Here is a 24,594-nt window from a genome sequence, read left to right as displayed (position 1 = left end):
CCGGCACCTTCTACCCGCTCGCCGAACGCCTCACCGGCTGGACCGACAGCGACCCCGACACCTTCCTCGACCACCTCCGCAACGACCTGCTGCACTACGCCGGCGGACACCTGGACGACGACGCCGCCATGATCGCCATCGAACGCCCCGTCTCGCCCCGGGTCTGATCACTCGCCCGCTTGCGGCCTCACGAGCCCCACGTTCTCGTCACGGCGCTCGCCAGATGTTGTCGAAGGCCGCCTCTTCGATCTGCCGCTGTTGCCTTACCCCTGCGAGTTCCGTCACCGCGTCGCCGACGGCGGCCAGAACGGTCTCGAGCGCATCGGCGCCCGGGCCTTCGAAGTCGACGGCCGGCTCGTCGTGGACCCCCACGGCGGAGGCGAGGCCGGCCAGGACGGGCTCGCCCGACGCCCAGCGCTCGGCCGCATGGCGCCGGGCCGGTGAGTCGGCCGACGCCGTCGGGGCGGACCTGCGGCGCAGCCGGCCGTGTCGTGGCCGGGTGAGCTGCCCCTCCGTCTCCAGCGCGGCGCGATAGGCCTCGGACAGGCCACGGCCCCGGCGCCACAGCCAGTCCTCGACGGACTCGTACGGCGCCTGCCGGTCGAGCGACGACTCGGCCATGTCCAGCAGGCGGTCCTCCAAGGTCCACGGCGGACCGGGCACGATGCGGTCACCGTCCAGGGTGACGGCTCCGGCGTCGATCAGGTCGATGAGCTCCGCCCCCGCGAGGGCCAGCGACAGGTCACCCTCCTCCACGGGGCGGTCGGTGGCGACTTCCGAGGTGACGATCAGCAGATCCATAGGTGTGGTCATGTCCGACTCCATGTCAGAGGCACTGGTGGCGACACGTCGCCGCTCGTGTCCGGGCCCGGGCACTGTCCGCCGGCGCGGACTCTCCCGAACGGCCCGGCATGTCCCACCACCATGTGCCGCGGGAGCCCGATGCGCAGCACAGGGGCGCGGCAAAGGAGGAGGCGTCCCGGGCGAGGCACGTCGAGTGCTTCCGCCCTTTCGATACACCGATGTATTCGATACATTCGCGTATCGAACAGCGGAGAGGCGGTGCGGACATGCCGGTGGGGCAGGCCCCCGGGCGCATGACCAGGCGGCGCGCGCGGACCCGCGCCGACCTGCTGGAGGCGGCGTTCGCGGTGTTCGCCGCCAAGGGCTTCGGCCGGGTCCCGATCGAGGAGGTCTGCGAGGCCGCGGGCTACAGCCGGGGCGCCTTCTACTCCAACTTCGCCAGCCTCGACGAGCTGTTCTTCGCCCTCTACCGCGAACGGGCCGACCTGATCGCGGACCAGGTGTCCGGCGCCCTCGCCCTCGACGGACCGGACCTGGACGTACGGGCCGCGGTGGAGCGCGTCACCGAGGTACTGCTGCTGGACCGGGACTGGCTCCTGGTCAAGACGGACTTCCTGGTGCACGCCGCCCGTCGCCCGGACGTGGCACGGACCCTCCTGGAACACCGGGCGCGACTGCGCCGCGCGATCGCCGACCGCCTCGCCCGGGCACACGCCCACACACCGCTGCCCGCCGTGCTGGGCGACGCCGAGGCCGCCGCGCACGCCGTGGTCGCCGCCTACGACGGCGTCACCACCCAACTGCTGCTCGACCGGGACGCCGAGCACGCGCGCGGCTGGCTGGGACAGCTGCTCACCGCGCTGCTCACCGACGGAAGCAGCACCCCTGACAGCCCCGGCAACAGCACAGACAACACCGACAACACGCCGTGACAACACGGACGAGGAAGGGACGGTCGCCATGGACGCCGACGTCATCGTGGTCGGAGCGGGCCTCGCGGGCCTGGCCGCGGCCCACGAGCTGACCAGCCGGGGCCGCAGGGTCGCGCTGGTCGACCAGGAGAACGCCGCCAACCTCGGAGGGCAGGCCTTCTGGTCCTTCGGCGGCCTCTTCCTCGTGGACTCCCCGGAGCAGCGGCGCCTCGGCGTCAAGGACTCCTTCGACCTGGCCTGGAGCGACTGGCAGGGCAGCGCCGGCTTCGACCGGACCGAGGACGAGGACTCCTGGGCGGTGCGCTGGGCGAGGGCGTACGTCGAGTGGGCGGCGGGGGAGAAGCGGTCCTGGCTGGCCGGGCACGGCATCACCTTCCTGCCCACCGTCGGCTGGGCCGAGCGCGGCGATCTCACGGCCGGCGGGCACGGCAACTCGGTGCCCCGCTTCCACATCGCCTGGGGCACCGGCACCGGAGTCGTCGAGCCGTTCGTGCGGTACGCGCAGCAGGCCGCGCGGGACGGTCTGCTCACCTTCCACCACCGTCATCGCGTCGACCACCTGGTCGTCGAGGGCGGCACCGCGCGCGGAGTGCGCGGCACGGTCCTCGCCGAGGACACCTCGCCCCGCGGCGTGGCCTCCCGCCGCGACGCGGCCGGCGACTTCGAACTCACCGCCCAGGCCGTGATCGTCACCTCCGGCGGCATCGGCGCCGACCACGACATCGTGCGCCGCCACTGGCCCGCGCGCCTCGGCACGCCGCCCGCCGAGATGGTCACCGGCGTCCCCGCCTACGTCGACGGGCGCATGCTGGACATCAGCGCCGAGGCGGGCGTCCGCCTGGTCAACCGCGACCGGATGTGGCACTACACCGAGGGCCTGCGCAACTGGGACCCGATCTGGCCCGGCCACGGCATCCGCATCCTGCCCGGCCCGTCGTCGATGTGGTTCGACGCCCTCGGCCGCCGCCTGCCCTCGCCGTACCTGCCCGGCTACGACACCCTCGGCACGCTCAGGCACCTGCGCACCGCCGAGGACCTCGCGGGCCATGACCACTCCTGGTTCATCCTCACCCAGAAGATCATCGAGAAGGAGTTCGCCCTCTCCGGCTCCGAGCAGAACCCGGACATCACCGCCAAGGACCGCGCGGGGTTCCTGCGCGAACGCGTCCTCGGCAAGGGCGCCCCCGGTCCGGTGGACGCCTTCCTGCGCGAGGGCGCCGACTTCGTGACCGCGCCGGACCTGGAGCAGCTGGTCGACCGGATGAACGGCCTCACCGACAAGCCGCTCCTGGACGCCGCCGCGATCCGGCGCCAGATCGAGGCCCGGGACCTCCAGATGGCCAACCCGTACGCCAAGGACGCCCAGGTGCAGGGCATCCGCAACGCCCGCCGCTACATCGGCGACCGCCTCGGCCGGGTCGCGACACCGCACCGCATCCTCGACCCGGAGGCGGGCCCGCTGATCGGGGTCAAGCTGCACATCCTCACCCGCAAGACCCTCGGCGGCATCCAGACCGACCTCGACTCCCGCGCCCTCGGCGTCGACGGCACGCCGGTCGAAGGGCTCTACGCGGCGGGCGAGGTGGCCGGCTTCGGCGGCGGCGGGGTACACGGCTACAACGCCCTGGAGGGCACCTTCCTCGGCGGGTGCCTGTTCTCCGGGCGGGCGGCGGGCCGGGCCGCCGCCCGGCAGACCGCCTGAACGCACCCGAGTCCGCGGCGCTCCTTCCGGACGGCCGAGCCATGCCCGGTCTGTCCCCCGGCCCTCTCGACGTGGAGGAAAGGCGGGCGGACCGGCCGTACGGGTGCGGGCGGCCCACCTGGCGCACGACTACGGGCATCTGCCGCACGACAAGGGCCGCGGCGTGCGGCCCCGGGTGCTCACCGGCCGGGAGACGGGCCGCGGCCCGGACCACGAGCCGCCGGCGGCCGACGGCCCGGACCACGAGCCGCCGGCGGCCGACGCCCGGCCGATGTGCTGGACCGCCCCCGGGTCATCGAGGAGGCACGGAGCGCAGCGGGGCGCCAGGAACGCCCCTGGGGCTCGTTGCGCCGACGGGCCGCTGAGGGCCCGCGCTCACCCGGAGCGCCGGCGTGCCGCCGCGCGGCGCTTGAGCGCACGGCGCTCCGTCTCGCTGGTCCCGCCCCAGACGCCGAGGGACTGTCCCGTGTCGAGCGCCCACTGCAGGCACTGCTCCTGGACCGGGCAGTGCCGGCAGACCGCCTTCGCCTGCTCGGTCTGCAACAGGGCCGGGCCGGTGGTGCCGATCGGGAAGAACAGGTCGGGGTCCTCCGTGCGGCACGCGGCGTGCTCGCGCCAGTTGTCCATCAAAAGTCACCTGCGATCGAATCGAGTCGTGCCCTCGTGAATCCCTTACTCCGTTTCGGGTGACCTGTCGACAGCGGAGTGAAACCGGCGGGATTGCCCGGGTCCTGTCGGGCACTCAGCTCCGCAGCGTTTCGGCCGCCGCCGTCACCACCGCGTCGGCCACCGTCGCCAGCGCCGGGGAATCGAGCTTCCACTGCTGCCAGTACAGCGGGACGTCGACGGCCAGATCCGGTGCGAAGTCGACGAGACGGCCGGCCCGCAGCAGCGGATCCGCCTGCGGTTCCGGCACCATGCCCCAGCCCAGCCCGGCGGCGACCGCCTCCACGAAGCCCTCCGAGGTCGGCACGTAATGCCGCGCCGCGCCGGCGCCGTCCCGCCCGAGCCGCCGCACGAAGGCGTCCTGGAAGTCGTCCCGCCGGTCGAAGACCACCACCGGCGCCTCGGCGAGCACCTCGCGCAGCGGCCCGTCCAGGTGCCGGGCAAGGAAGTCGGGGGCCGCGCAGGGCCGGTAGCGCATCCGGCCCAGGGACCGGACGGTGCAGCCCGGCACCGGATCGGGGGAGGAGGTCACCGCGGCCATCACCACGCCCTCCCGCAGCAGGGCCGACGTGTGGTCCTCGTCCTCGCGGCGCAGCTCGAAGCAGAGCCGGAGCTCCTGGGACACCCGCGTGAGGGCGCCGAGGAACCAGGTCGCGAGCGAGTCGGCGTTGACGGCCACCGAGACCCGGGTCGGCTCCCCGGCACCGCTCAGCCCCAGCTCCGCGTACGCGTCCCGCTCCAGCCGGGTCACCTGCCGGGCCAGCCGCACCAGCACCGCCCCGGACTCCGTGGGCCGCACCGGCTTGGTGCGCAGCAGCAGCACGCGCCCGGTGCGCTGCTCCAGCGCCTTCACCCGCTGACTGACCGCGGACGGCGTCACGTGCAGCGCGGCGGCGGCCGCGTCGAACGTGCCCTCGTCCACCACGGCCAGCAGGGTGCGCACCTGGTCCAGCGGCAGATCCGCGAGCACCGCCGTCGTCCCCGTTGCCACCTCGGCCCTCCTCTTCATCAGGAACGCTAAGGATACGTAAGAATGTTTAGCTGTACGGACAGTGATCATCCCGCTTAGCGTCAAGGGCATGACCAACGCACTGTCCGCCGCGGCCGCCGGCTTCGGCACCGGCCTCTCGCTCATCGTCGCCATCGGGGCCCAGAACGCGTTCGTGCTGCGCCAGGGGATCCGCCGCGACGCCGTCCTCGCCGTGGTCGGCATCTGCGCCCTGTCCGACGCCGTCCTCATCGCCCTCGGCGTCGGCGGGGTCGGTGCGGTGGTGGTGGCCTGGCCGGACGCGCTGACCGTTGTCGCCTGGGCCGGGGGAGCCTTCCTGCTCTGTTACGGCGCCCTGGCCGCCCGGCGCGTGTTCCGGCCGGCCGGGGCGCTGCGGGCGGAGGGCGACGCGGCCGGCTCGCGGCGGCGGGCGGTACTCACCTGCCTGGCGCTGACCTGGCTCAATCCGCACGTCTACCTCGACACCGTGTTCCTGCTGGGCTCCGTCGCCGCCGACCGCGGCCCGCTGCGCTGGACCTTCGGTCTGGGTGCCGCCTTCGCCAGCCTGTGCTGGTTCGCCGCGCTCGGTTTCGGCGCCCGCCACCTCGGCCGCTTCCTGTCCCGGCCCGTCGCCTGGCGCGTCCTGGACGGACTGGTCGCCGCCACCATGATCGTGCTCGGCCTGACCCTCGTCGCCGGCGCCTGAGCACGGCCGGCGCCCGGGCCGGCCACGCGGTTCGGGCGCATCCGAACAGGGCTGCGATAGTGAGGCTCGCACAAACGAAAGATGTAACGAGCACGTAGGAAGCGCGTGGACACGAGCGAGAGCAGTACCGAATCCCCGGACGAGGCCTCCGCCCCGGACCGGGCCCCCGCCGCGGACGGGGACCGGCGGCGCGGCTGGCGCCGCTGGGCCATGGACACCCGTCCCCTGCGCCGTCCCCCCTACCGCAGGCTGTGGTCCTCGACGATCGTCACGGCCGTCGGCAGCCAGCTCACCGCCGTCGCCGTGCCGAAGCAGATCTACGACATCACCGGCTCCTCCGCCTGGGTCGGCGCCGCGAGCCTCGCCGGACTGCTGCCGCTGATCGTGTTCGCGCTGTGGGGCGGCGCGGTCGCCGACACCATGGACCGCCGCAAGCTGCTGCTGATCACCAACACCGGCATCGCCGTCACCTCGCTGCTGTTCTGGCTGCAGGCCGTCAGCGGTCTGGAGTCGGTGGCCGTCCTGATGCTCCTGCTCGCGCTGCAACAGGCCTTCTGGGGCCTCAACGCCCCGGCCCGCAATGCCTCCATCGCCCGCCTGGTCCCCGAGGGCGAACTCGCCGCGGCCAACGCGCTCGGCTCGACCGTCATGCAGACCGGCCAGGTGGTCGGACCGCTGCTCGCCGGCGCCCTCATCCCCGTCGTCGGCCTGCCCGAGCTGTACCTCGTCGACGCGCTGGCCCTGTGCGTCACGGTGTGGGCGGTCTACAAGCTGCCCGCCCTGCCGCCGCTCGCGGGCACGGCCGTCCGGCGCGCGGGCGTCCGCGAGGTCGTGGCCGGCTTCCGCTACATCGCCGGGCACAAGGTGCTGCTGCTCTCCTTCCTGGCCGACATCGTCGCCATGGTCCTCGGCATGCCCCGCGCGCTGTTCCCGCAGCTCGCCGCCGAGACGTACGCGCCCTGGGGAGAAGGGCTCGCCCTCGGGCTGCTGTTCGCGGCCATCCCGATCGGCGCGGTGGCCGGGGGGCTGTTCTCCGGCACCTTCTCCCGGGCACGCCGGCACGGCTGGATGGTGATCGGCGCGGTCGTCGTCTGGGGGGCGGCCATCACCGGGTTCGGGCTGAGCGGCAGCCTGTGGCTCGCGGTGGCCTTCCTCGCCGTCGCCGGAATCGCCGACATGGTCTCCATGGTGTTCCGCGGGGCGATCCTGCTGTCCGCCGCGACCGACGAGATGCGCGGGCGCATGCAGGGCGTCTTCACGGTGGTCGTCGCCGGCGGCCCCCGTCTGGCAGACGTCCTGCACGGCGGCGCGGGTTCGGCCTTCGGCGCACGGCAGGCGGTCGCGGGCGGGGGGCTGCTCGTCGTCGTGGTGATGCTGGCCCTGGCCGCCGCCGTACCGGCGCTGCGCCGCTACCGCGTCTGACGCCGCGTCACAGCGCGCCGCGTCCCCGCAGCGCGGCGTGCTCCATGAGCCGGCCCCGGGTGGCCTCCAGCCGGTGCGCGAGGATCTCGGCCACCGTCCGCACCAGCACGATCCCGAGCTGCGGGTCCTCCTCGCACAGGGCGAGGACCGCCGCCGCGTCGAACTCGTAGGCGCGCACCGGGCTGAAGGCCTCGGCGCCGAAGTCCCACTCGTACGGCGGGAACAGCCAGGACCAGCCGAGCAGGTCGCCGACGCCCAGGCTGGCGACCGTCACCCGTTGCAGGGACGTCACCTGCTGGGTCAGGGAGACCGCGCCGGACCGGATGACCCAGAAGCGGTCGGCCCTGTCTCCGGCCTCGAAGATGCGGGTGTCCTCCGGGAAGGAGACCTCGTGGGCGAGTGCCGTGAGGCGGCCGCGCTGGTGCGGGGGGAGGGCGGTGAGCAGTTTGATCGCTTTGGTCATGACCTGGGGCTCCTCGCCGACGATTCGGTTCCGGTGCTTTCCCTAGGCACCATTTCAGCCGCTGCCGCCGCCCTGAGCACCTCGACGGACGACGAATCCCGCAGGAATTCCGTGCCGGTCCGGAGGATGCGGTGCCGGGGTATGAAAAAGCCCTGGCTGGACGGGGGAAGCCAGCCAGGGCCGTAAGCGGTGACGTACGAAGGACATGTCCGTCGACTCCGTCGCCACGTATGGGTGAACGCTAAACCATCTTCCGAGGTTCCGGGAACCCGGAACCGGGGCACGTGACCTGTTTCACTGGACCGTCACCCACGGCGACGAGCCGTCACCCGGCGTCCGCCGCGACGACCCTGACAGCGCCCAGCGACGGGTCGCTCGGGTCCGGCAGGAACATCCCCGCGTCCAGACCACTGCGCAGGTACCGCAGCACGGGCCCGGTCAGCCGCTCGCCCGGCAGGACCGCCGGGACACCGGGCGGATACGGCGTGATCATCTCCGCGGCCACGCGCCCGGCCGCCCGGTCGAGCGGTACGGCCTCGGCCGGCCCGAAGAACGCGTCCCGGGGCAGCATCACCTGCGGCATCCGCAGCTCCGACGGCGGCGGCACCTCGACGCGCGGCGCGGCGTCCAGGCCCGGCGCCGCCCGGGCGAGGTCCTTGAGCGCGGCGAGCAGCTCGCCGGCGGTCTCCCGGTCGTCGCCGTGGGTGATCTGGACGCCGATGCGGCGGTGGTCGCCAGGTGCGCGACGACGCTGCGGTGTTCGCGCAGCCAGTCCGCCGCCCGGTAGCCGGACACCCCGAGCCCGTCGAGGTCGATGACGACGGGCAACGGGTCGAAGCCGTGGGCCAGCCCCGGGCCGCAGAAGTCGTCCCGGTCGTTGACGTGCATCCCGTCGATCTCCTCGACGGCCGCCCGGACCTCGGCCACCAGGTCCAGCGCACCGCCCATGATCTCCCGCCTCGCCAGGACGTCGCCGAGGAAGACGGCGTCGCCCAGCACCTCACGCACCGCCGGATCGGCACCGCGCGCCTGTTTGTGCCCGGGCGGCGTGAACGCCGGCCGTCCCTCGCGGCGGTACTCGACGAGGGCTTCCAGGACGGGCGCACAGGTGTGGTCGACAGTCATGCCGCCCCGGTTTGCCGGCCGGGCCCCTCGTCAATCCGCCGCCGGCCTGCCGGCCCTGTGCCCGTGGCCTGGGGGCCCGCGGCCTGTGTGCCCATGGCCGGCCGGGGGCCCACGGCCTGTACGGGGCGCGGTCCGCACAGGCCGCAGGCCCCCCGTGTCCCGGCCCGTTCAGCCGGAGCCCGTGTGGCGGCCCGGGGTCAGTACCTCGTCCAGCACCCGCAGAACTGCCTCGTAGGCCACCGTCCGGACGGCCGCCTCCTGGGAGGCCTCCGGGTCGGTCGTCCGCAGCTCTTCCCTTCGCGCCCGCCACGTCCGCTCCTGCTCCATCGCGCAGGCCCTCGCGCGGTGCATGCGGCGCAGCAGTTCGTCCGAGTCCACAACATCCGTCATGCACTCCGCGTACCCCCGCACGGCGCCCGGATGGCCGTTGGGCCGTATGGAGGGCCGAAGGTTTGGGGGTGCGGTCAGAGGTCAGCCGGAAAGCACGACCCCGCCGCGGGCGCACCGCGCGGGTCCGGCCGTCCCGCCCATGTCACCGACCAGGGAGCTGACGGATGTACGACAGGCACACCACCCCATCGGTCCGACGCCGGCCGTCATCGCCGTGCAAACCCGCCGAGGCACGCAGCACGGTGGAACGCGTGGTCACCGAATGCTGCCGAACCGACCACAAGCCGTGCGACGCGGGAGCCCTGTCGGACGCCGTGCTCGTCGCCTCGGAACTGACCACCAACGCGATCCTGCACGGAGGCGGCATCACCGACTTCCAGGTCGACGTGGTCGGTCCCGGCGTCCGCCTCTCGGTGTGCGACCGCAGCGCCGAGCTGCCGGTGGCCGTCGCGCCGACCGACCCGCAGGGCCGCCGGCGCGTCGGCGGCCACGGCTGGCCCATCGTCTGCCGGCTGGCGCGCGACGTGCGCGTGGCAGATCTTCCGTCCGGAGGCAAGCGCATCACGGTCGTCGTTCCGCTGTCCTGAGTACTTTTCGAAAAGCGGAGTTTGTTCCACCGGGGCGGGGGCAGTCGCAAGTTCGTGCTTCGGACCGGAGGCGCAGCAGCGGGAGCGGTATGACTGCTCCGGCCCCTCCGGGTGGAGACCCGGACAGTGCCGCTTCCGCGGAAAGTTCCCCTGAGACCACCGTTCAGGAGCGAATCCGCATGCTCATTGAAACGCCCACCATCCGTCCCGGTACCCCCGAGCCCACGCACGCCTCCGCCGCCCCTGCCGACGCCCCCCGGCGCCGGCACGACGACGCGCCGGACACAGCCGCGCTGTTCGCGCGGCTGTCGGCGCTGGAGGACGGGCCCGAACGGGATGCCGTCCGCGACGAACTCGTCACGGCCTGGCTGCCCATGGCCCACCGGATCGCCGGCCGCTTCCGGGACCGCGGCGAGTCCATCGAGGACCTGCGCCAGGTCGCGGCACTCGGGCTGGTGAAGGCCATCGACCGCTTCGACCCGGAGCGCGGTGCCTTCGAGAGCTACGCCGTCCCCACCATCACCGGCGAGGTCAAGCGGCACTTCCGGGACCGGATGTGGGCGCTGCGCGTGCCCCGCCGGGTCCAGGAACTGCGCAACAAGGTGCGGGTGGCCCGACGCGAGCTCACGCAGAGCCCGGGCAGCCCCGAACCGTCGGTCGCCGACGTCGCCGCCCACACGGGGCTCACCGAGGACGAGGTCAGCGCCGGGATGGAGGCGCTGGAGAGCTTCAGCACCCTCTCGCTGGACGCCGAGCTCTCGGCCGGCGACGACGGCTACAGCCTCGCGGACACCCTCGGCGCGGCCGACGCCTCGTACGACACCGTGATCGACCGCGAGTCCGCCAAGGAGGGCCTGCGCAGGCTGCCCGAACGGGAGCGGGCCATCCTCTACATGCGCTTCTTCGAGGACATGACGCAGAGCCGTATAGCCGACCGCCTGGGCATCTCGCAGATGCACGTCTCGCGGCTCATCAGCCGCAGCTGCGCCCGCGTGCGCGACGAGGCGATGGGCCAGCGCCCGGTCCGCCGGCGCACGACGGTGTGAGGACGGCCGGACCGCTCCGCCGGGACCCTCCCGGGGAGCGTGGAGACGGATCCTGACGCCTCACCCTGCCCTGCCGCGCCGGCTCGCCGGCGTGCCGCCCCGTATGCCGGTACACGGCATACGGGGCAGACGCATGTCCGGGGAACGAAGGCGGAGGAATGTCATGACGGCGGCCGATCACGGGGCGGGTGAGCGGGTGGACCCGGGAGAGCCGGAGCCGCCGCGCGAAGAGGGGGAACGGCTGCGCGCGCAACTGCGCGACCTGCGGGCCCGGGCCCGTGTCCACCCGTTGGTCTCCCAGGCTCAGCGCATGCTGCGGGAGCGGTACGCGCTGCCCGACGCGGAGACGGCGTTCGCGCTGATGCAGCGCGCCTCCCAGCGCTCCAACACGATGGTCTCCGCACACGCCGACCGCCCGCTGCGCGAGCCCAGCACAAGGCACTGGACGCCCTGGGCCGCGAGGCGGGCCGCTGGATCGCCTGGCACGACCACAGGGTGGTCCTGGACGCCCTGGAACACCTCCACGTCCTCGGGCCGGGCCGCGCGGGGCAGCCGCCTGCGCCGGAGCTGAGCGGGCGTGCGCGCACCGGCGCGAAAGTGCCCCGTGTGCAGGGGAGAAGGCGGGGCATGCGGAGTCCCGGAGGGGAGGCTCGCATGAGTGTTCTGACACGCACCGGCCGCGGAAGCGCCCGGCGGGCGGCCAACGGATCGGCCGCCGAGGGGGCCGCACGGGCGGGACTGACCGCCCGCGGCGTCATCTACCTGCTGGTGGGGCTGCTGGCCCTGCGGATCGCCTTCGGCGACGGGCAGCGGCAGGCCGACCGCGGTGGTGCCCTGGCCGAGCTGTCGGACAAGCCGTTCGGCGCCGTGCTGCTGTGGGCACTGGGCGCCGGACTCGTCGGCATGGCGCTGTGGCGGCTGTCCGAGGCGCTGTTCGGCGCCGTCGGCAAGGACGGCCGTAGCGCGAAGAAGCGCGTGCCCGCCGCCGCCCGCTGCGTCTTCTACTCGTTCGTCGCCTACTCCGTGCTGGCCTTCGCGGCCGGCTCCCGCGGCAGCGGCGGCGGAGCCGGCGACCGGCAGTCCCGGGACGTCACGGCCAAGGTGCTCGAGATGCCCGCCGGACGGTGGACCGTGGGCGTGGCCGGGGTCGCGATAGTCGTCGCCGGGGTGGTGATCGCCGTCCAGGCGGTGCGCCGCAGCTACCACAAGAAGCTGAAGCTCGGCGAGCTGAGCCCGAGGGTGCGGCGACTGGTCGACATCACCGGCGTCGGCGGCGGAGCGGCCCGCGGAATCGTCTTCGCGGCGGCCGGCGCCTTCGCCGTGCAGGCCGCGGTCGACTACGAACCCGACAAGGCCAAGGGCCTGGACGACACCCTGCGCTCCTTCGCCGGCACCCCCCTGGGACCGTGGCTGCTGGCCTGCGTCGCCGCGGGGCTGGTGCTGTTCGGCGTGTTCTCGTTCGCCCTGGCCCGCTGGCGCAGGGTCTGAGCCGAGGTCTGAGCCGCGCCTCACGGGGAACACGGGGCGAATGAACGAACACGAGATTCCTCCGCCGGACGGACGTCCCGTGGACGTCTACCTGGATCTGCTGCGCTTCCGCATGGAGACCGACGACTACCAGCTGCTGCTCAGCGTGGTGGAACCGGTCCTCCAGGCGATCGACGAACACCAGATGCCCACCATCGACTTCTCCCTGGACGGCGACAACGCCGAGGCACTGCCCCAGGAGATCCGGGACGAGGCCGCCCTGGTCATCGCCACCGCCGTCACCGGCCGGCTCGACAACGAGGTCGTCGAGATCAGCACCGACGAGACCGGCCCCGTCCGCGTCGTCACGGACGCGGTCACCGCCTCCGACCCCGAGCGCCTGGGCGAGATCGCCGACTACCTGAAGGAACGCCACCGGCAGAACGAGGAACTGCGCGGCATCGCCGAGGTGAGCGGCATGCCGACCGACTTCTGACCCGTCACCGCTTCGGCGTCGTGACGGGCACACCCAACGGCCGGGCGAGGCCCATCACGGCCTCGTCCAGCCGCTCCAGGTGCCGCAGGACGCGTCCGGTGATCCGGCCGTACCGCGGCACCCCGCCCGGCTCGAACTCCAGCAGCGAGGCGATGCTGGGCCCGGTCTCCACCTCGGTCCTGGCGTCCTCGTCGGCGACGCGCGCCGCGATCGCCTCGATGTTGCGCACCGTGCGCCGTACCGCCCCGCGCAGCCGCGGGTCGGCCGCGATCGACGGGTGGGTGGGCAGCAGCTCGGCCGTCGCGGCCAGGGACCGTGCGTGATAGGCGCACGTCTCCAGCAGCGCCACCACGTACTGGGCCGTGTTCCGGCGCGCCCGCAGCGGCGTGATCGGGTGGGTGAGCGGCTGGGTGGCGCCGCGCAGATCGCCCAGCGCCTGGTCCAGGTCCCGCGCCCTGTCCAGCAGATCGGCGGCCGGCCCGCCGCTGAGCTGGTCGACGGCGCCCTCGGTGACGTCGACCAGCCGTTCCAGCACGGTGCCCAGCAGTTCGTTCGTACGCCGGTCCGTGCGGATCGGCAGCACCAGCGCCGCCGCGATGATCCCGCAGGCCGCGCCGAGCGCCGTCTCCTCCACCCGCAGCAGCAGCACCGCCATGCTGTACGTGTGCAGCAGGGTGTACAGCAGCCCGAGCATCGCGGTGACGAAGAACGACATCAGCGTGTAGGACAGCGGCGCCGTGTAGAACATCGCGAAGATGAACAGCAGCACCAGGCCGAACGCGGTCCAGGTGTGGTTCCCGACCAGCCCGGCCAGCACGATGCCGGCCACCACCCCCAGCATGGTCCCCAGCAGCCGGCGGTAGCCCTTGACCAGGATCTCGCCGGTGGAGGCCGTGTTGAGGAAGACGATCCAGCAGGTGAGCACCGCCCAGTACCAGCGCTGCGAGGACAGGAACTCCCCGCCGACGATGGCCAGCGAGGAGCCCACGGCGACCTGCACGGCGGCGCGGGTGGTGGGCCGGCGCAGACCGGCCGGCTCCTCCTCCTGCGCCGCCTCCTCGCCGGCGTCGATGGCGGCGTCCTCGGCGTCCAGCTCCTCGCGCGAACGGGTCGTGGCGGGGGTGTCGTCCGACTCGTCCTGCGGGCCGTCCAGGGCGATCCTGAGGCCCATGACGGCGCGGGCGGTCTCACCGATCCCCCGGAAGACGTCCTGCACGGCAGGCGTCGCCTCGGGCAGGTTCTCCTCGTCGCGGTAGCCCAGCAGCCGGTTGCGCAGGTGGGACAGCGCCGTACCGCGTGCCTCGGCGGGGGGCCGCAGCACCAGCGCGCGCAGCGCGCCCAGGTCCCGGCGCAGGACCGCCGTCGCCTCGCCGGGCGCGGGAGTGCTCCCCACCGACGGGGCCGGAGCGCCCGGCAGATGCAGGGTCAGGGTGTCCGCCCGCTCGGCGCTGCGCGCGGTCAGCAGCAGCAGGCCGAGGCGCTCGGCGGCGATCTCGGCGTCCGCGATACGGCGCTGCACCAGCCGCGCCGTGGACGCGTCCGGGGTGCCCTCCTCCAGCCGGGACTGGATCATCAGCGCGGTCTCGTGCAGCCGCGCGGTGCCGTCCCGCAGGTGCTCGAGCGTCTTGTCGATCTCGTCCGGCCCGGCGTCCAGCAGTTCGAGCTGCGCCGAGATCAGTTGCGCCAGCCGGGCCCGGAAGGCCTGCCGCAGCCGTGACAGGACGCGTGCGGGTGTCGCCGGCACGATCGCGAAACGCACCAGGGCACTACAGGCGAAGGCCACGGCGATCGCGGCCCACAGCCCCGGCAGCGCCGACGTCCTGGCGCCCACGAACAGGGACACGAAGTAGACCTGGAAGCCGATCAGGCCCAGGGCGGTGCCGCGGTCGCCGAACCGGCGGCTGTAGACGGCGCAGAAGATCAGGACGACGAAGAAGGCGTCACCGATGACGACCCGCGAGGTGAGCAGCGCGCTCACCGACACGGACGCCAGCGCCACGGGCAGCCCCAGCGCCAGGGTGACGGCCTGAGCGCCGGGCTGCTTCTCGCGGATGGCGAAGGTGGCGACCATCGCCGACATGGCGCCCGCCACCAGGTGCTTGACGTCCGACCCGAGGAGGGCCAGCACGGCCAGCGCCAGGGCGATGGCGCCCACCGTCCGCAGCCCGGCCGTCAGCCGCAGCAATCCGGGATCGGACGCGGCGACGCGGTCCCGCAGTCGTGTCCGCACCGAGCGCCCCGCCTGCTTCACGCCGCCGTACACTCTCCCGCTTCACATCGATTACACGCCTAGATCCACTTCTCAGCATGCCATGCCGCGAGCGGGCCCTGGTCAGCGGGTCACAGCTGTGCCCGGCCCGCCGCTTCCACCTGCTTGCGCACCTGCTCCGGCGTCAGATAGGCGTCCGTGTACTCGAAGTCCTTCAGCTTCGCCGGCTTGCGGGCCTGGAAACCGGTGCGCACGAAATCGTCGCCGGCGACCGCGTTCAGCAGCCAGTTCGTCGCCACCCGGGCCTTGGCCACGCCCGTGCGCAGCGCCGACCAGTGGTATCCGCGGGCCACCACCTGGGCGGGCAGACCATGCAGTTCGATGCCGAGCGGCTTGGACACCGCATCGGTGCCGCCGAGGTCGACGACCAGCCCGAGGTCCTTGTGGACGTACGGCCGCATCGGCTGGTTGCGCAGGGTGGCGATGAGGTTCTCGGCGACGTGCCGGCCCTGCCGCATGGCGTGCTGGGCGGTGGGCGGGCAGACGGCGCCCTCCTGGCCCTTGGCGAGGTCGGGAACGGCCGCGGAGTCGCCGAGCGCGAACACCCCGTCGTGGCCCGGCAGGCACATCTCGGCGGTGACCGCGAGCCGCCCCTTCACCGTCTCCGAGCCGAGCGTGGCGATCAGCGGGCTCGCGACCACGCCGGCGGTCCAGATCAGCGTGCGGGTGGGCACCACCCGGCCGTCGGTGAAGGTGACCTCCTCGGGCCCGGCCTTCGCGATGGACACACCCAGCGAGATCTCGATGCCGCGCCGGGTCAGGACCTCCTGCGCGCTGCGCCCGAGCTTCTCTCCCAGCTCGGGCATCAGCTTCGGCGCGATGTCGATCAGGTGCCACTTGATCAGGGACGGGTCCAGGCGCGGATAGCGCTTGACGGCCGCGTGCGTGAGCCGCTGCAGGCAGGCCGCGGTCTCGGTGCCCGCGTATCCGCCGCCGACCACCACGAACTGGAGGCGGGAGGCGCGCTCGGCCGGGTCCTGGCTGGCGTCGGCCAGGTCGAGCTGCGAGATGACGTGGTCGCGGATGTAGGCGGCCTCCGCGAGCGTCTTCATGCCGAACGCGTTGTCGGTGAGCCCCGGGATGTCGAAGGTACGGGTGATGCTGCCGGGGGCCAGCACGATGTAGTCGTACGGTTCGTTGACGATCTCGCCGGTGATGGTGCGCACCACGCAGACCTTCGCCTTGAGGTCCACGCCGATGGCCCCGCCCGGGATGATCCGGGTGCGGTACCTGCTGCTGCGGCGCAGGGACAGCGCGATCGACTGCGGCGTCAGCACGCCCGAGGCGACCTGGGGCAGCAGCGGCAGATAGAGCTGATAGGCGAACGGCGTCACCAGGGTGACGTCGGCCTCGTCGGGGGAGAGCCTGCGCTCGAGGCGGCGGACGCACTCCACGCCGGCGAAACCTGCGCCGACCACCAAGATCCTGGGTCGTGTCACGGTGTTCATCCCTTCCTGCGGCTTCGGGCGGTCTGCCGCGAACGCCATTCGCCTGCCCCTGGATCGCTGCTTCGCACCTCGTCGATCCCATCGCGTAGGCGGTGGTCCGGCGAGCCGGGAGGGCCAGGCAGGCGACACACCCTGTGCACCACCATGCCCCGGCCGGGGCCGGACCGCACCGGGCGGGAGTGAACGGCCGGGACTGGATCGGTGGGGGAGTGGTGACGGGGGCGGTCAGGCCGGGCCGTCGAGGTGGCACAGCAGCAGGCACACGTCGTCGTCGCGCTCGGAGTCGCTGAGCAGGGGACGCAGGATCCCGTCCGCCGAGCCTTCCAGGTCGGTGCCGAGCTGCTCGGGCGCGAACGACCCCAGGGCCTCGGCCAGGCGTTCGATGCCCGGGTCTATGCCCCGGGCCCGCCGCTCCACCAGACCGTCCGTGTACAGCGCCAGCGTCGAACCCGGCGCGAGCCGCTCCGTGTGGTCGGCGATCTCCTGCTCCAGCGGGATACCGAGCATCGCTCCCGGTTTGGCGTCCAGCGTTCGCACTCGGCCGTCCGGGGTACGCAGCACCGGCGGCGGATGACCGGCCGCGGCCCACGTCATCGTCGGGTCGTCGGGGTGGAAGCGCGCGATGACCGCGGTGGCGAACAGGTCCGGCTGAAGGTGGTGCAGGAACGTGTGCAGTCGGGTCAGCAGCCGGCCCGGGCTGCCGCCGTCGACCGCGTAGGCCCGCAGCGCGGTCCGCAGCTGGCTCATCATCACGGCCGCCCGCAGCCCGTGCCCGGTCACGTCGCCGACCACGACGATCACCCCGCCGTCGGGCTGGCGGAACGCGTCGTACCAGTCGCCGCCGATGTTCAGTCCGTGCGTCGCCGGAAGATACCGCGCGGCCAGGCTCAGGCCCGGCGGTGCCGGAAGGTCCGTCAGCAGGGCGCGCTGCAGGGTCTCGGCGATGTCGCGGTTGTGCTGGTAGCGCTGGGCGTGGTCGATCGCGATGGCGGCCCGCCGGGTGAGCTCGATCAGCATCACGGCGTCGTCCGGGTCCCAGCGCTCCCCGGGCGGGGTGAGCGTCAGCACCCCGAGCGGCGCTCCCCGGGTCGGCAGCGGAATGCACAACAGGGGCTGCTCGGGGTCCAGCGCCGACGGCGGCTGGTCGTCGACACCCGGCAGCCCGCCCGGCGCAGCGGCGGCGTACTGCGGCCGTCCGGTGCGGGCCGCGACCACGGCCGCGGCGGCGTGCACCGGAGGCCGGTTCCGGTCGCCCTCCTGGTCGAAGATCCAGACGTCGACGCCGGCGGCGTACTCGGGCACGAGCAGGTCCGGCAGGCGGCGCACGATCTCGTGGTGGTCGAGCGAGGCGGTGAGCACCGCGCTCGCGTCCGCCAGGAACGTCAGTCTGCGTCGGGCGTTCTCCGCCTCGGTGCGCGCCTTGCGCTCGGCGGCGAACGCCTCCCGCTGGGCCCGCCCGGCGGCGTCCAGCTCGGCGTGCAGCGCCACGACGCCCTGGTTCGTCTGCTGGAGCTCCTCCCGGTGGAAGGCGACCAGGTCCTCCTGCTCGGTGAGCTTGTCCAGCACCAGCGCCGTGTCCTCGTCGGCGCCCAGCAGGGCCTCCGCCAGCGCGGCGGGATCGTCCGCCACGGCGTCGTCCCCGGCGGCGGGCACCGCCTCGGGGCAGGGCACCGTCATCCGCCACGGCGGCTCTCCGTCGGCCGCGGCCTCACGCGCAGGCGTCACCACGGCGTGCAGCACGCCCTGCCCGGCGTCCGGCGTGCCGGCGGGCGCCGTGGCCGCCTCCAGGGTCAGCCGCCAGGTGCCGCCCTTGGTCAGGCACTGCCGCAGCCGCGTGCTCAGCGAGGCCGCCAGCCGGGTGCGCTCCAGCGGCGGCACACCGTACGCCGCGGCCAGCCGGGCGGTGGCGATACGGGCCCGGGCGGCGTCGGTGACGCCGGTGATCTGCCAGGTACGGGTCATGGGCGGTCCGGCGGGGTCGAGGTCAGGACGGCCACGGCGGTGTCGTCCCGCACGGGTCGGGCGGAGCTGCTGGCGTCACGGATCGTCACGGCGGCCGTCACGGCCGGGTCGACGCCCGGAGCACAGGCGTCGGGCGACGGCGTCCAGCGGCTCGGCAGGCCGTCGCTGTGCAGGATCAGCACCCGGTCGTCCGCCCACTCCCGCTCCTCGTCGCGCACGGTCCTGGGCCGGTGGGTGCCGACGATGCCGGGCTGGGACACCAGGGGCCGCCAGGTGCCGCCCGAGCAGAGCCGGGCCCCTATGTTGCCGACGCCGGCGAACCTGAGCCGCCCGGCCCGCGTGTCGACCTGGGCGACCGCCACGGCCGCGCCGCGGGTGCCGGCCAGGGCCGCGTCCAGTCGCTTCAGGGCCTCGGAGGGCACCAGGTGGGCGGCGCCGCGCAGCGCCTCCACCGCGGCCGACGAGGCCCGGGCCGCCTCGGGGCCGTGACCCAGCCCGTCGGCCAGCATCAGCGTCACCCGGTCCTCGGTCCGCACCCACGCCCAGGCGTCGCCCGAGTAGTCGGCACCGGCGAACGGCACGTTCACGCCACCGGCCCGCACGCCCGCCACCGGGTCCTTCGCCGGGGCACGGCCGCGGGGGGCGCCGCCGATCCGGGCCAGCGCCACGGTGCCCCGGCCCGGGACGCTGTGGAGCTCGAAGTCCTCGGCGAGGCGCGCACAGGTGCCCAGGCCCGCGCCGAGCGAGGCCGTGGTGGTGAAGCCGTCGCTCAGCGCGGCGGGCATGTCGGCGATGCCCGGACCGTGGTCGACCGTCGTGATCTGCACGGCCCTGGCCTCGTCCCGGCCGGCCGTGAGGACGGGCGGGGACACCACGTCGATGAGGACCCGGCCGCCCCCGGCGTGCTTGAGCAGGTTGGTGGCCAGCTCGGTCGCCACCAGCGCCGCGGAGGCGGTGCACTGCTCGTCCAGCCCGGCCAGGGCCGCCGCGTGCTCCGCGGCCACCCGGGCGTCGCGCACCCGGGTCGAGTCGTGCACGGGCACGTCCCACACGCGTGGCATCAGAACTCCTCTCGCGGGCGCGGCGGACGGCCCACCCAGGAGGTCACCCGCACCGTGGTGCCGGTGCCCGGACCGCTGTCGATCGTGAACTCGTGCACCAGACGCCGCGCGCCGCCCAGCCCCATGCCGAGCCCGTCGCCGGAGGTGAAGCCGTCACTGAGCGCCTGTTCCACGTCGGGGATGCCGGGGCCCTCGTCGCTGAAGGTGAGCCGGAGTCCGCGCACGCCGCCCTCGGTCAGGGCTTCCGCGTCCATCGTTCCGCCACCGCCGTACACCAGGGTGTTGCGGGCCAGTTCGCTGGCCGCCGTGACCAGCTTGGTCTGGTCCACCAGCCCGAAGCCGAGCTGGGCGGCGGCCTGCCGCACGTGCTGCCGCACCCACACCAGATCCATGTCCGACTGGATCGGCAGGCGGGCCTGAGCGCCCGCGGCAGTGTGCATCACGGACTCTCCTGGCGCAGTCCGCCGTAGCGGGACGACGGAGCATGCCGCGTGAGGAGCTCCATGGCCACCTCGGTACTGAGCGCGGTGTGCACCCGCGGCAGGGTCAGGCCCAGTTCCACCAGGGTGATGGCGACCGCAGGCCGCATGCCGACCACCACGGTCCGCGCGGCCAGCAGATCGGTCTGCCCGGCGATCTCGGCCAGCACCCGGCCCAGGAAGGAGTCGACGATCTCCACACCGGAGATGTCGATGATCACGCCTGTGGCCCCGTTGCGCACGATGGTCTCGGCGAGATCCTCCTGGAGCTGCTGCGCCGTGCTGTCGTGCAGATCCCCCTGGAGGGTGACCAGAAGGACGTCACCGAGCCGCAGGACCGGCACATGACCTGTCACGAGACCCGCATGGGGCCCGGGGAAGGGCTGGTTCACCGCGCGACCGGACCGTTCATGACGGGATTCACGATGCCGACGCCGAGCTGGTGCAGCACATAAGCCAGCGCGTCGGCGAGACTCGCCCGGGTCACCACCGTGCCCAGGTCCAGGCCGAGGTGGACCATCGTCTGCGCGATCGCGGGCCGGATGCCGGAGACGATGCACTCGGCACCCATCAGACGGGCCGCGGCGACCGTCTTCATCAGATGCTGGGCCACCAGCGAGTCGACCGTCGGCACCCCGGTGATGTCGAGGATCGCGTAACGCGCCTGCTGCTCGACGACGGACTCCAGCAGAGTCTCCATCACGACCTGGCTGCGGGCGCTGTCCAGCGTCCCGATCAGCGGCACGGCCACGATGCCGTCCCACAGCTTGATGACGGGCGTGGCCACCTCCAGCAGCTGCAGCCGCTGCCGGTCGATCAGGGCCTGCCCCTCGCTCAGTGCCGTCTGCATGACCACCACCCGCAGGGTGCCCATCAGGACACTCAGTGTGGTGACACACTCCCGGGTGTGGTCGGCCGGGGCGTCGGGGAGATCGGAGAGCAGCAGCTTCTCGACCGGCGGGCGCAGGGCGGCCAGTTCGCTCGACACCTGTGCGGTGCTCAGGCCCGCGCGGGAACGGGCCGCCCCCATCCTCGCCAACTGCTCGCGCACCGCGGTGAATCCCGCGGCGTCCGGGTCCTCCACCCGGGAAGCGTCGGCGACTTGGGCCAGCGCGTCCACCACGGACTTCCCCGCCTCGACCGCCTCGTCCCGCGAAACGGTGAACACGGCCCGGAACAAGGGCTCGTCGGCCCACCGCTGGGCGATCTGCTCACGGCGGCGCCGCAGGAACTCCCTGACCTCCTGCGTCGCCGATCCGGCCGTTCCCTCCGCCTGCTCCGGCACCTGTTCCACTCCTCATCCGCGCTGCGCCGTACCTACCCCGCGGGCGACGTGACGGCGACGTGACTCTGCCGGGCGACAACTGTAACCACCCCTCGACCTCGCACGACACCTGCTCCCGCACGAGCGGGCCCGGATGAGTGGCCCGGATGAGCGGCGGGGCGGGCCGGCTCAGGCGTCCGGGACCGCCGGACCCTCCGGTTCCCGGTCGACGCGGGCGAGCGCCTCCTCGACGCTGTCGGAGACCGGCACGGTGATGCTCACACCGGTCAGGTCCAATATGCGCAGCACCGCCGGGGCGGGCGAGATGATGTGCACGCTGCCCGGCAGGTCGCGTGCCTCCTGGTAGACCCGGAGGATGATGTTCATCCCGGAGGAGTCCATGAACGGGACGTCCGACAGGTCCAGCAGGAAGTGCCGCCGGCCGTGGTGCAGTTGGTTGGCCAGGTGGTGCTGGAACTCGGTCGCGGTGTCGACGTCCAGGTAGCCCTCCACCTTGAGCAGCGCGACGTCCTCCCGGGGCAGCGTCACCTCGACGGACAGCGGGTTCTGGGCAATGGGCACGTGTACCTCCAACGATCCTGACGGCCAGGGGCTGGGCCACCCCCGTGAGCGACTGCGCAGTCCGCGGGTGAGGGGCACGTCCGGTGATCATAGTCTCACCGTCTGCCGTGCCCCTCACTCGTGAACACCGCTCACCGCGCCGGGCGTCTACCCCCGAATCCGAGGGCCATGCGTCACCCGACCCGGATACCCACGAGACAGGTGTCGTCGTCCGTGTCCGACCTGCTGTAGGTGAGCAGCCGGTCCAGGTGCTGGTCCAGCGTCCTGGGGGTGGGACGGGCGGTGCTCAGCAGGTGCGTCAGCGACTCCTCCACCGAGCGGTCACGGCGTTCGATCAGGCCGTCGGTGTACATCAGCAGGGTGTCCTCGGCGGCCAGCTGGACCTCGTCCTCCTCGTAGACGGCCTCCGCCACCGCGCCCAGCAGCATGCCCCTCACCAGCGGCAGGGGCTTCGCCTCCGGACCCCTCACCAGCACCGGCGGCAGATGCCCCGCGCGGGCCCAGCGCAGCGTCCGCCGCACCGGGTCGTACAGGCCGCACACCGCCGTCGCCGTGACCCCGCCCGTCAGATGGTGCGCCACGATGTTCAGCCACGACAGCAGCTGTCCCGGACCCGCGCCCGTCACCGCCAGCCCGCGCAGCGCGTTGCGCAGCACGACCATGCTGGTCGCCGCCTCTATGCCGTGCCCGGCCACGTCCCCCACGCACAGCAGCACCATCCGGTTCGGCAGCATCACCGCGTCGTACCAGTCACCGCCCACCAGCTGCTCCGTCTCCGCCGGCCGGTAGCGGACGGCCACCTGGAGGTCCGGCACCCTGAGCGGGGTGTGGGCGGGCGGCATGATGGCGTGCTGCAACTGCAGGGTCAGCCGGGCCCGCTCGATGGCCTGCTGCTCGGTGTGCGCCAGCTGGTCGCGGGTCGCGGCGAGCGCTACCTCCGTCCAGTGCTGGGCGGAGATGTCCTGGTAGGCACCCCGCACCACGAGCAGGCGGTCGTCGGTGTCCAGCACCGGTTCGGCCACCACCCGCACGTGCCGGGTCACCCCGTCCGGACGCTGCAGCCGGAACGCCGCCGACGCGGGCCTGCGGTGGTGCAGCAGCGTGCGCAGGAACCGGCCGATGGGGACGGCGTCGTCCGGGTGGGCGTGGGCGGCCAGCTCCTCCAGCGGCACCGGGACGCTCGTCTGCGGGCGCCCGTACAGGTCGAAGAGCTGTCCGTTCCAGGTGATCTCACCGGTCAGCAGATTCTCCTCGAAGCCGCCGATGCGGCCGAGGCGCTGGGCGTGCTGGAGGAGGCTGGCCAGCCGGGCCGTCTCGTCCTCGATGCGCCAGATGAGCAGGACGGCGTTGCCGTGCCGGCTGATGCTGATGTCCGCGATCGCCGACAGCGGCACCTGGTCGACCAGCGCGGTCAGGTTCATCCGCCGGGCCCGGAACGACTCGCCCGTGGCGTAGACCCGCTCCACGCTCCGGAACAGCTCGCTGTCCCCGGCGGCCATCGGATAGGCCTCCAGCAGCAGCGCGCCGCCCACCACGGCACGCGGCCGTCCGGCGGGGTCCAGGAAGCGCTTGTTCACGTGCTGGATGCGGAAGTCAGCCAGGTGCCCGGCGGCGTCCAGGTGCGGCACCAGGACCAGGGCGGGGTCGTGCAGCCCGTCCGCCAGATCCATCAGCTCCGCGGCGTCCGGCAGCACCCGCGGCTCCAGCCCGGCGCCGTGCGGCGGCGTGTACGTCTCCAGCGTGTGGGCGCACAGCTCCGCCAGGGCCTCCACCTGACGCACCACCTGGGGCGGCTGGGCGGGCAGGGGCTGCGGCCAGGCGATCTCCAGCACGCCGTGTATGCGTCCCCCCGTACCGGCGGGCACGGCGGCCCGGCCGCCGTCCGGGTACTGGTGCCGGCCCACGCTGGGCAGCCCGGTCTCCGCCAGCGACGTGATCCACTGGCCCGCGCGTTCGGTCAGGCCGCGCCGCGCCACCGTCGCCACGTCCGGCGGCACATAACGCCAGCGGGTGGCCTCGGCGGGCGAGAACCCGGCGCAGCCGGCCAGCGTGAGCGACCCGTCGGAACCGGCCGCCCAGATGGCCACGGCGACCGCGCCGAGCGGGCGCAGCGCCTGCTCCAGCAGGGCGTCGGCGACGGCCTGGGTGTCGTCCGCGGCCAGCGCACCGCTCTCGGCCGCCCGCAGCCGCACGGCGGCGGACTCGGCGGACGGCTCTTCGGCCGCCTCGGCCTTCTCCGCCTCGGCCGCGGCGGTGGCCGCGAGGAACGCGTCCGTGACCTCCGACATCCGGTCCCGGGCGGCCTGGTTGATGACGTCGACCGCGAACTCCAGCGGCGTCACCTGGGACTGCTCGGCCAGCTCGGCGAGCTGCCGGGCGGCCTGCGCCGGGCCGCAGCCGAGCCGGGCGACCAGCACGCCCTTGGCGAGCTCGATCAGGGCCCGGCCCTCGGCCTCGGCCTGGGCGGCCCGCACCTCGCGGCTGAGCCGGTCCACCGTGGCCGCGAGCCTGCCCACGGGCGACACCGGGGTCATGCCGCGCAGGTCGACGGCGGGGCCGTCGACCGCACTGGACTGCGGCGGCGCGGACCCCGGGGGCCGCGCCGCGGACGAACCGCGCGGCTCGGCGCCGCCGGGTTCGGGTGGCTGCTCGGAGATGCTCACGGTCGGGTCACTCCTCGGCTGGAGACCGCCACGGAGCACGACGGGACGCGTCGCGCACCGCCCGGCCCACCG

Annotated in this window: 23 protein-coding genes and 3 pseudogenes; 11 read left to right on the top strand and 15 right to left on the bottom strand. The window is 73.5% G+C overall.

The window, feature by feature from the left end:
* A pseudogene (locus ACIRG6_RS37425) lies at positions 1 to 167 on the top strand (serine/threonine-protein phosphatase); the annotation flags it as partial.
* Between the two features lie 40 nt (positions 168 to 207).
* On the opposite strand, the gene ACIRG6_RS37420 reads toward ACIRG6_RS37425, so the two are convergent.
* Entirely contained in the window at positions 208 to 813 is a 606-nt protein-coding gene (locus tag ACIRG6_RS37420) for a GOLPH3/VPS74 family protein (RefSeq protein ID WP_364685379.1), read from the bottom strand.
* Positions 814 to 1,097: 284 nt separating this feature from the next.
* Between ACIRG6_RS37420 and ACIRG6_RS37415 the strand changes: the two genes are divergently transcribed.
* The 3 genes and pseudogenes from ACIRG6_RS37415 to ACIRG6_RS37405 form a co-directional block, all read left to right on the top strand.
* Positions 1,098 to 1,736, top strand: a complete 639-nt coding sequence (locus tag ACIRG6_RS37415; protein WP_364685376.1) for a TetR/AcrR family transcriptional regulator — start codon at positions 1,098 to 1,100, stop codon at positions 1,734 to 1,736.
* A gap of 28 nt (positions 1,737 to 1,764) precedes the next feature.
* Positions 1,765 to 3,438, top strand: a complete 1,674-nt coding sequence (locus ACIRG6_RS37410) for an FAD-binding dehydrogenase (protein ID WP_364685373.1) — start codon at positions 1,765 to 1,767, stop codon at positions 3,436 to 3,438.
* Positions 3,439 to 3,541: 103 nt separating this feature from the next.
* A pseudogene (locus tag ACIRG6_RS37405) lies at positions 3,542 to 3,613 on the top strand (hypothetical protein); the annotation flags it as partial.
* Positions 3,614 to 3,813: 200 nt separating this feature from the next.
* Here ACIRG6_RS37405 and ACIRG6_RS37400 read toward each other — a convergent pair.
* Both ACIRG6_RS37400 and ACIRG6_RS37395 read right to left on the bottom strand, forming a co-directional pair.
* Positions 3,814 to 4,065, bottom strand: a complete 252-nt coding sequence (locus ACIRG6_RS37400) for a WhiB family transcriptional regulator (RefSeq protein ID WP_239767429.1) — start codon at positions 4,063 to 4,065, stop codon at positions 3,814 to 3,816.
* Between the two features lie 115 nt (positions 4,066 to 4,180).
* Complete coding sequence (locus ACIRG6_RS37395) at positions 4,181 to 5,074, bottom strand: LysR family transcriptional regulator ArgP (protein ID WP_364685386.1); 894 nt, start codon at positions 5,072 to 5,074, stop codon at positions 4,181 to 4,183.
* A gap of 109 nt (positions 5,075 to 5,183) precedes the next feature.
* Between ACIRG6_RS37395 and ACIRG6_RS37390 the strand changes: the two genes are divergently transcribed.
* A complete protein-coding gene (locus tag ACIRG6_RS37390) occupies positions 5,184 to 5,798 on the top strand; it encodes a LysE/ArgO family amino acid transporter (protein WP_364685370.1) in 615 nt (204 codons plus the stop codon).
* Positions 5,799 to 5,903: 105 nt separating this feature from the next.
* Positions 5,904 to 7,220, top strand: coding sequence for an MFS transporter (locus ACIRG6_RS37385; RefSeq protein WP_364685367.1), 1,317 nt, complete (start codon positions 5,904 to 5,906; stop codon positions 7,218 to 7,220).
* Between the two features lie 7 nt (positions 7,221 to 7,227).
* Here the strand turns inward: ACIRG6_RS37385 and ACIRG6_RS37380 are convergent, their stop codons facing one another.
* The 3 genes and pseudogenes from ACIRG6_RS37380 to ACIRG6_RS37370 all read right to left on the bottom strand — a co-directional run bounded on the left by ACIRG6_RS37380 (position 7,228) and on the right by ACIRG6_RS37370 (position 9,198).
* Positions 7,228 to 7,683, bottom strand: coding sequence for a cyclic nucleotide-binding domain-containing protein (locus ACIRG6_RS37380; RefSeq protein ID WP_239767438.1), 456 nt, complete (start codon positions 7,681 to 7,683; stop codon positions 7,228 to 7,230).
* Positions 7,684 to 8,008: 325 nt separating this feature from the next.
* Positions 8,009 to 8,640, bottom strand: a pseudogene (locus ACIRG6_RS37375) (Orn/Lys/Arg family decarboxylase); the annotation flags it as partial.
* A gap of 336 nt (positions 8,641 to 8,976) precedes the next feature.
* Positions 8,977 to 9,198, bottom strand: a complete 222-nt coding sequence (locus ACIRG6_RS37370) for a hypothetical protein (RefSeq protein WP_239767440.1) — start codon at positions 9,196 to 9,198, stop codon at positions 8,977 to 8,979.
* Between the two features lie 164 nt (positions 9,199 to 9,362).
* On the opposite strand from ACIRG6_RS37370, the gene ACIRG6_RS37365 reads away from it, so the two are divergent.
* The 5 genes from ACIRG6_RS37365 to ACIRG6_RS37345 all read left to right on the top strand — a co-directional run bounded on the left by ACIRG6_RS37365 (position 9,363) and on the right by ACIRG6_RS37345 (position 12,794).
* On the top strand, positions 9,363 to 9,785 hold the full coding sequence (locus tag ACIRG6_RS37365; RefSeq protein ID WP_364685363.1) for an ATP-binding protein: 423 nt from the start codon (positions 9,363 to 9,365) through the stop codon (positions 9,783 to 9,785).
* A gap of 179 nt (positions 9,786 to 9,964) precedes the next feature.
* Positions 9,965 to 10,831: a SigB/SigF/SigG family RNA polymerase sigma factor gene (locus ACIRG6_RS37360; RefSeq protein ID WP_318217163.1), complete on the top strand. Its 867-nt coding sequence runs from the start codon at positions 9,965 to 9,967 to the stop codon at positions 10,829 to 10,831.
* 163 nt (positions 10,832 to 10,994) lie between these two features.
* Positions 10,995 to 11,402: an ANTAR domain-containing protein gene (locus ACIRG6_RS37355; RefSeq protein ID WP_365021275.1), complete on the top strand. Its 408-nt coding sequence runs from the start codon at positions 10,995 to 10,997 to the stop codon at positions 11,400 to 11,402.
* 83 nt (positions 11,403 to 11,485) lie between these two features.
* Entirely contained in the window at positions 11,486 to 12,319 is an 834-nt protein-coding gene (locus ACIRG6_RS37350) for a DUF1206 domain-containing protein (RefSeq protein WP_364825360.1), read from the top strand.
* A gap of 40 nt (positions 12,320 to 12,359) precedes the next feature.
* The gene (locus ACIRG6_RS37345; protein ID WP_189233353.1) at positions 12,360 to 12,794 is read left to right on the top strand and encodes a hypothetical protein; all 435 of its coding nucleotides are present in this window, start codon (positions 12,360 to 12,362) and stop codon (positions 12,792 to 12,794) included.
* Positions 12,795 to 12,798: 4 nt separating this feature from the next.
* Here ACIRG6_RS37345 and ACIRG6_RS37340 read toward each other — a convergent pair whose 3' ends face one another.
* The 9 genes from ACIRG6_RS37340 to ACIRG6_RS37300 form a co-directional block, all read right to left on the bottom strand.
* The gene (locus ACIRG6_RS37340) at positions 12,799 to 15,045 is read right to left on the bottom strand and encodes an FUSC family protein (RefSeq protein ID WP_318217159.1); all 2,247 of its coding nucleotides are present in this window, start codon (positions 15,043 to 15,045) and stop codon (positions 12,799 to 12,801) included.
* A gap of 89 nt (positions 15,046 to 15,134) precedes the next feature.
* Positions 15,135 to 16,511, bottom strand: coding sequence for an NAD(P)/FAD-dependent oxidoreductase (locus tag ACIRG6_RS37335; protein ID WP_364685349.1), 1,377 nt, complete (start codon positions 16,509 to 16,511; stop codon positions 15,135 to 15,137).
* Positions 16,512 to 16,736: 225 nt separating this feature from the next.
* Positions 16,737 to 18,473, bottom strand: coding sequence for a PP2C family protein-serine/threonine phosphatase (locus ACIRG6_RS37330; RefSeq protein ID WP_403326530.1), 1,737 nt, complete (start codon positions 18,471 to 18,473; stop codon positions 16,737 to 16,739).
* Entirely contained in the window at positions 18,470 to 19,534 is a 1,065-nt protein-coding gene (locus tag ACIRG6_RS37325) for an ATP-binding SpoIIE family protein phosphatase (protein ID WP_364685343.1), read from the bottom strand. Before ACIRG6_RS37325 ends, ACIRG6_RS37330 begins: the two co-directional genes overlap by 4 nt.
* Positions 19,534 to 19,974: an anti-sigma regulatory factor gene (locus tag ACIRG6_RS37320; RefSeq protein ID WP_318218642.1), complete on the bottom strand. Its 441-nt coding sequence runs from the start codon at positions 19,972 to 19,974 to the stop codon at positions 19,534 to 19,536. Before ACIRG6_RS37320 ends, ACIRG6_RS37325 begins: the two co-directional genes overlap by 1 nt.
* The gene (locus ACIRG6_RS37315) at positions 19,974 to 20,405 is read right to left on the bottom strand and encodes an STAS domain-containing protein (protein ID WP_403326527.1); all 432 of its coding nucleotides are present in this window, start codon (positions 20,403 to 20,405) and stop codon (positions 19,974 to 19,976) included. The genes ACIRG6_RS37320 and ACIRG6_RS37315 overlap by 1 nt, the downstream gene beginning before the upstream one ends.
* Complete coding sequence (locus ACIRG6_RS37310) at positions 20,402 to 21,298, bottom strand: STAS domain-containing protein (RefSeq protein ID WP_403326524.1); 897 nt, start codon at positions 21,296 to 21,298, stop codon at positions 20,402 to 20,404. Before ACIRG6_RS37310 ends, ACIRG6_RS37315 begins: the two co-directional genes overlap by 4 nt.
* Positions 21,299 to 21,466: 168 nt before the next feature.
* On the bottom strand, positions 21,467 to 21,859 hold the full coding sequence (locus tag ACIRG6_RS37305) for an STAS domain-containing protein (protein WP_225630538.1): 393 nt from the start codon (positions 21,857 to 21,859) through the stop codon (positions 21,467 to 21,469).
* Between the two features lie 173 nt (positions 21,860 to 22,032).
* A complete protein-coding gene (locus tag ACIRG6_RS37300; RefSeq protein WP_403326520.1) occupies positions 22,033 to 24,522 on the bottom strand; it encodes a SpoIIE family protein phosphatase in 2,490 nt (829 codons plus the stop codon).
* Positions 24,523 to 24,594: the final 72 nt, after the last annotated feature.

It is taken from the genome of Streptomyces flaveolus, assembly GCF_044765825.1.
Taxonomy (GTDB): Bacteria; Actinomycetota; Actinomycetes; order Streptomycetales; family Streptomycetaceae; genus Streptomyces; species Streptomyces flaveolus.
Note: the sequence above shows the minus strand (reverse complement) of the source record. Positions and strands in the feature narration are given on the sequence as shown.

Excerpts from the sequence above, each read along its gene's own strand:
- ACIRG6_RS37420 (WP_364685379.1), bottom strand. The coding sequence starts at position 813 with ATGACCACACCTATGGATCTGCTGATCGTCACCTCGGAAGTCGCCACC.
- ACIRG6_RS37415 (WP_364685376.1), top strand. The coding sequence starts at position 1,098 with ATGACCAGGCGGCGCGCGCGGACCCGCGCCGACCTGCTGGAGGCGGCG.
- ACIRG6_RS37410 (WP_364685373.1), top strand. The coding sequence starts at position 1,765 with ATGGACGCCGACGTCATCGTGGTCGGAGCGGGCCTCGCGGGCCTGGCC.
- ACIRG6_RS37400 (WP_239767429.1), bottom strand. The coding sequence starts at position 4,065 with ATGGACAACTGGCGCGAGCACGCCGCGTGCCGCACGGAGGACCCCGAC.
- ACIRG6_RS37390 (WP_364685370.1), top strand. The coding sequence starts at position 5,184 with ATGACCAACGCACTGTCCGCCGCGGCCGCCGGCTTCGGCACCGGCCTC.
- ACIRG6_RS37380 (WP_239767438.1), bottom strand. The coding sequence starts at position 7,683 with ATGACCAAAGCGATCAAACTGCTCACCGCCCTCCCCCCGCACCAGCGC.
- ACIRG6_RS37370 (WP_239767440.1), bottom strand. The coding sequence starts at position 9,198 with ATGACGGATGTTGTGGACTCGGACGAACTGCTGCGCCGCATGCACCGC.
- ACIRG6_RS37365 (WP_364685363.1), top strand. The coding sequence starts at position 9,363 with ATGTACGACAGGCACACCACCCCATCGGTCCGACGCCGGCCGTCATCG.
- ACIRG6_RS37360 (WP_318217163.1), top strand. The coding sequence starts at position 9,965 with ATGCTCATTGAAACGCCCACCATCCGTCCCGGTACCCCCGAGCCCACG.
- ACIRG6_RS37355 (WP_365021275.1), top strand. The coding sequence starts at position 10,995 with ATGACGGCGGCCGATCACGGGGCGGGTGAGCGGGTGGACCCGGGAGAG.
- ACIRG6_RS37350 (WP_364825360.1), top strand. The coding sequence starts at position 11,486 with ATGAGTGTTCTGACACGCACCGGCCGCGGAAGCGCCCGGCGGGCGGCC.
- ACIRG6_RS37345 (WP_189233353.1), top strand. The coding sequence starts at position 12,360 with ATGAACGAACACGAGATTCCTCCGCCGGACGGACGTCCCGTGGACGTC.
- ACIRG6_RS37335 (WP_364685349.1), bottom strand. The coding sequence starts at position 16,511 with ATGAACACCGTGACACGACCCAGGATCTTGGTGGTCGGCGCAGGTTTC.
- ACIRG6_RS37330 (WP_403326530.1), bottom strand. The coding sequence starts at position 18,473 with ATGACCCGTACCTGGCAGATCACCGGCGTCACCGACGCCGCCCGGGCC.
- ACIRG6_RS37325 (WP_364685343.1), bottom strand. The coding sequence starts at position 19,534 with ATGCCACGCGTGTGGGACGTGCCCGTGCACGACTCGACCCGGGTGCGC.
- ACIRG6_RS37320 (WP_318218642.1), bottom strand. The coding sequence starts at position 19,974 with ATGCACACTGCCGCGGGCGCTCAGGCCCGCCTGCCGATCCAGTCGGAC.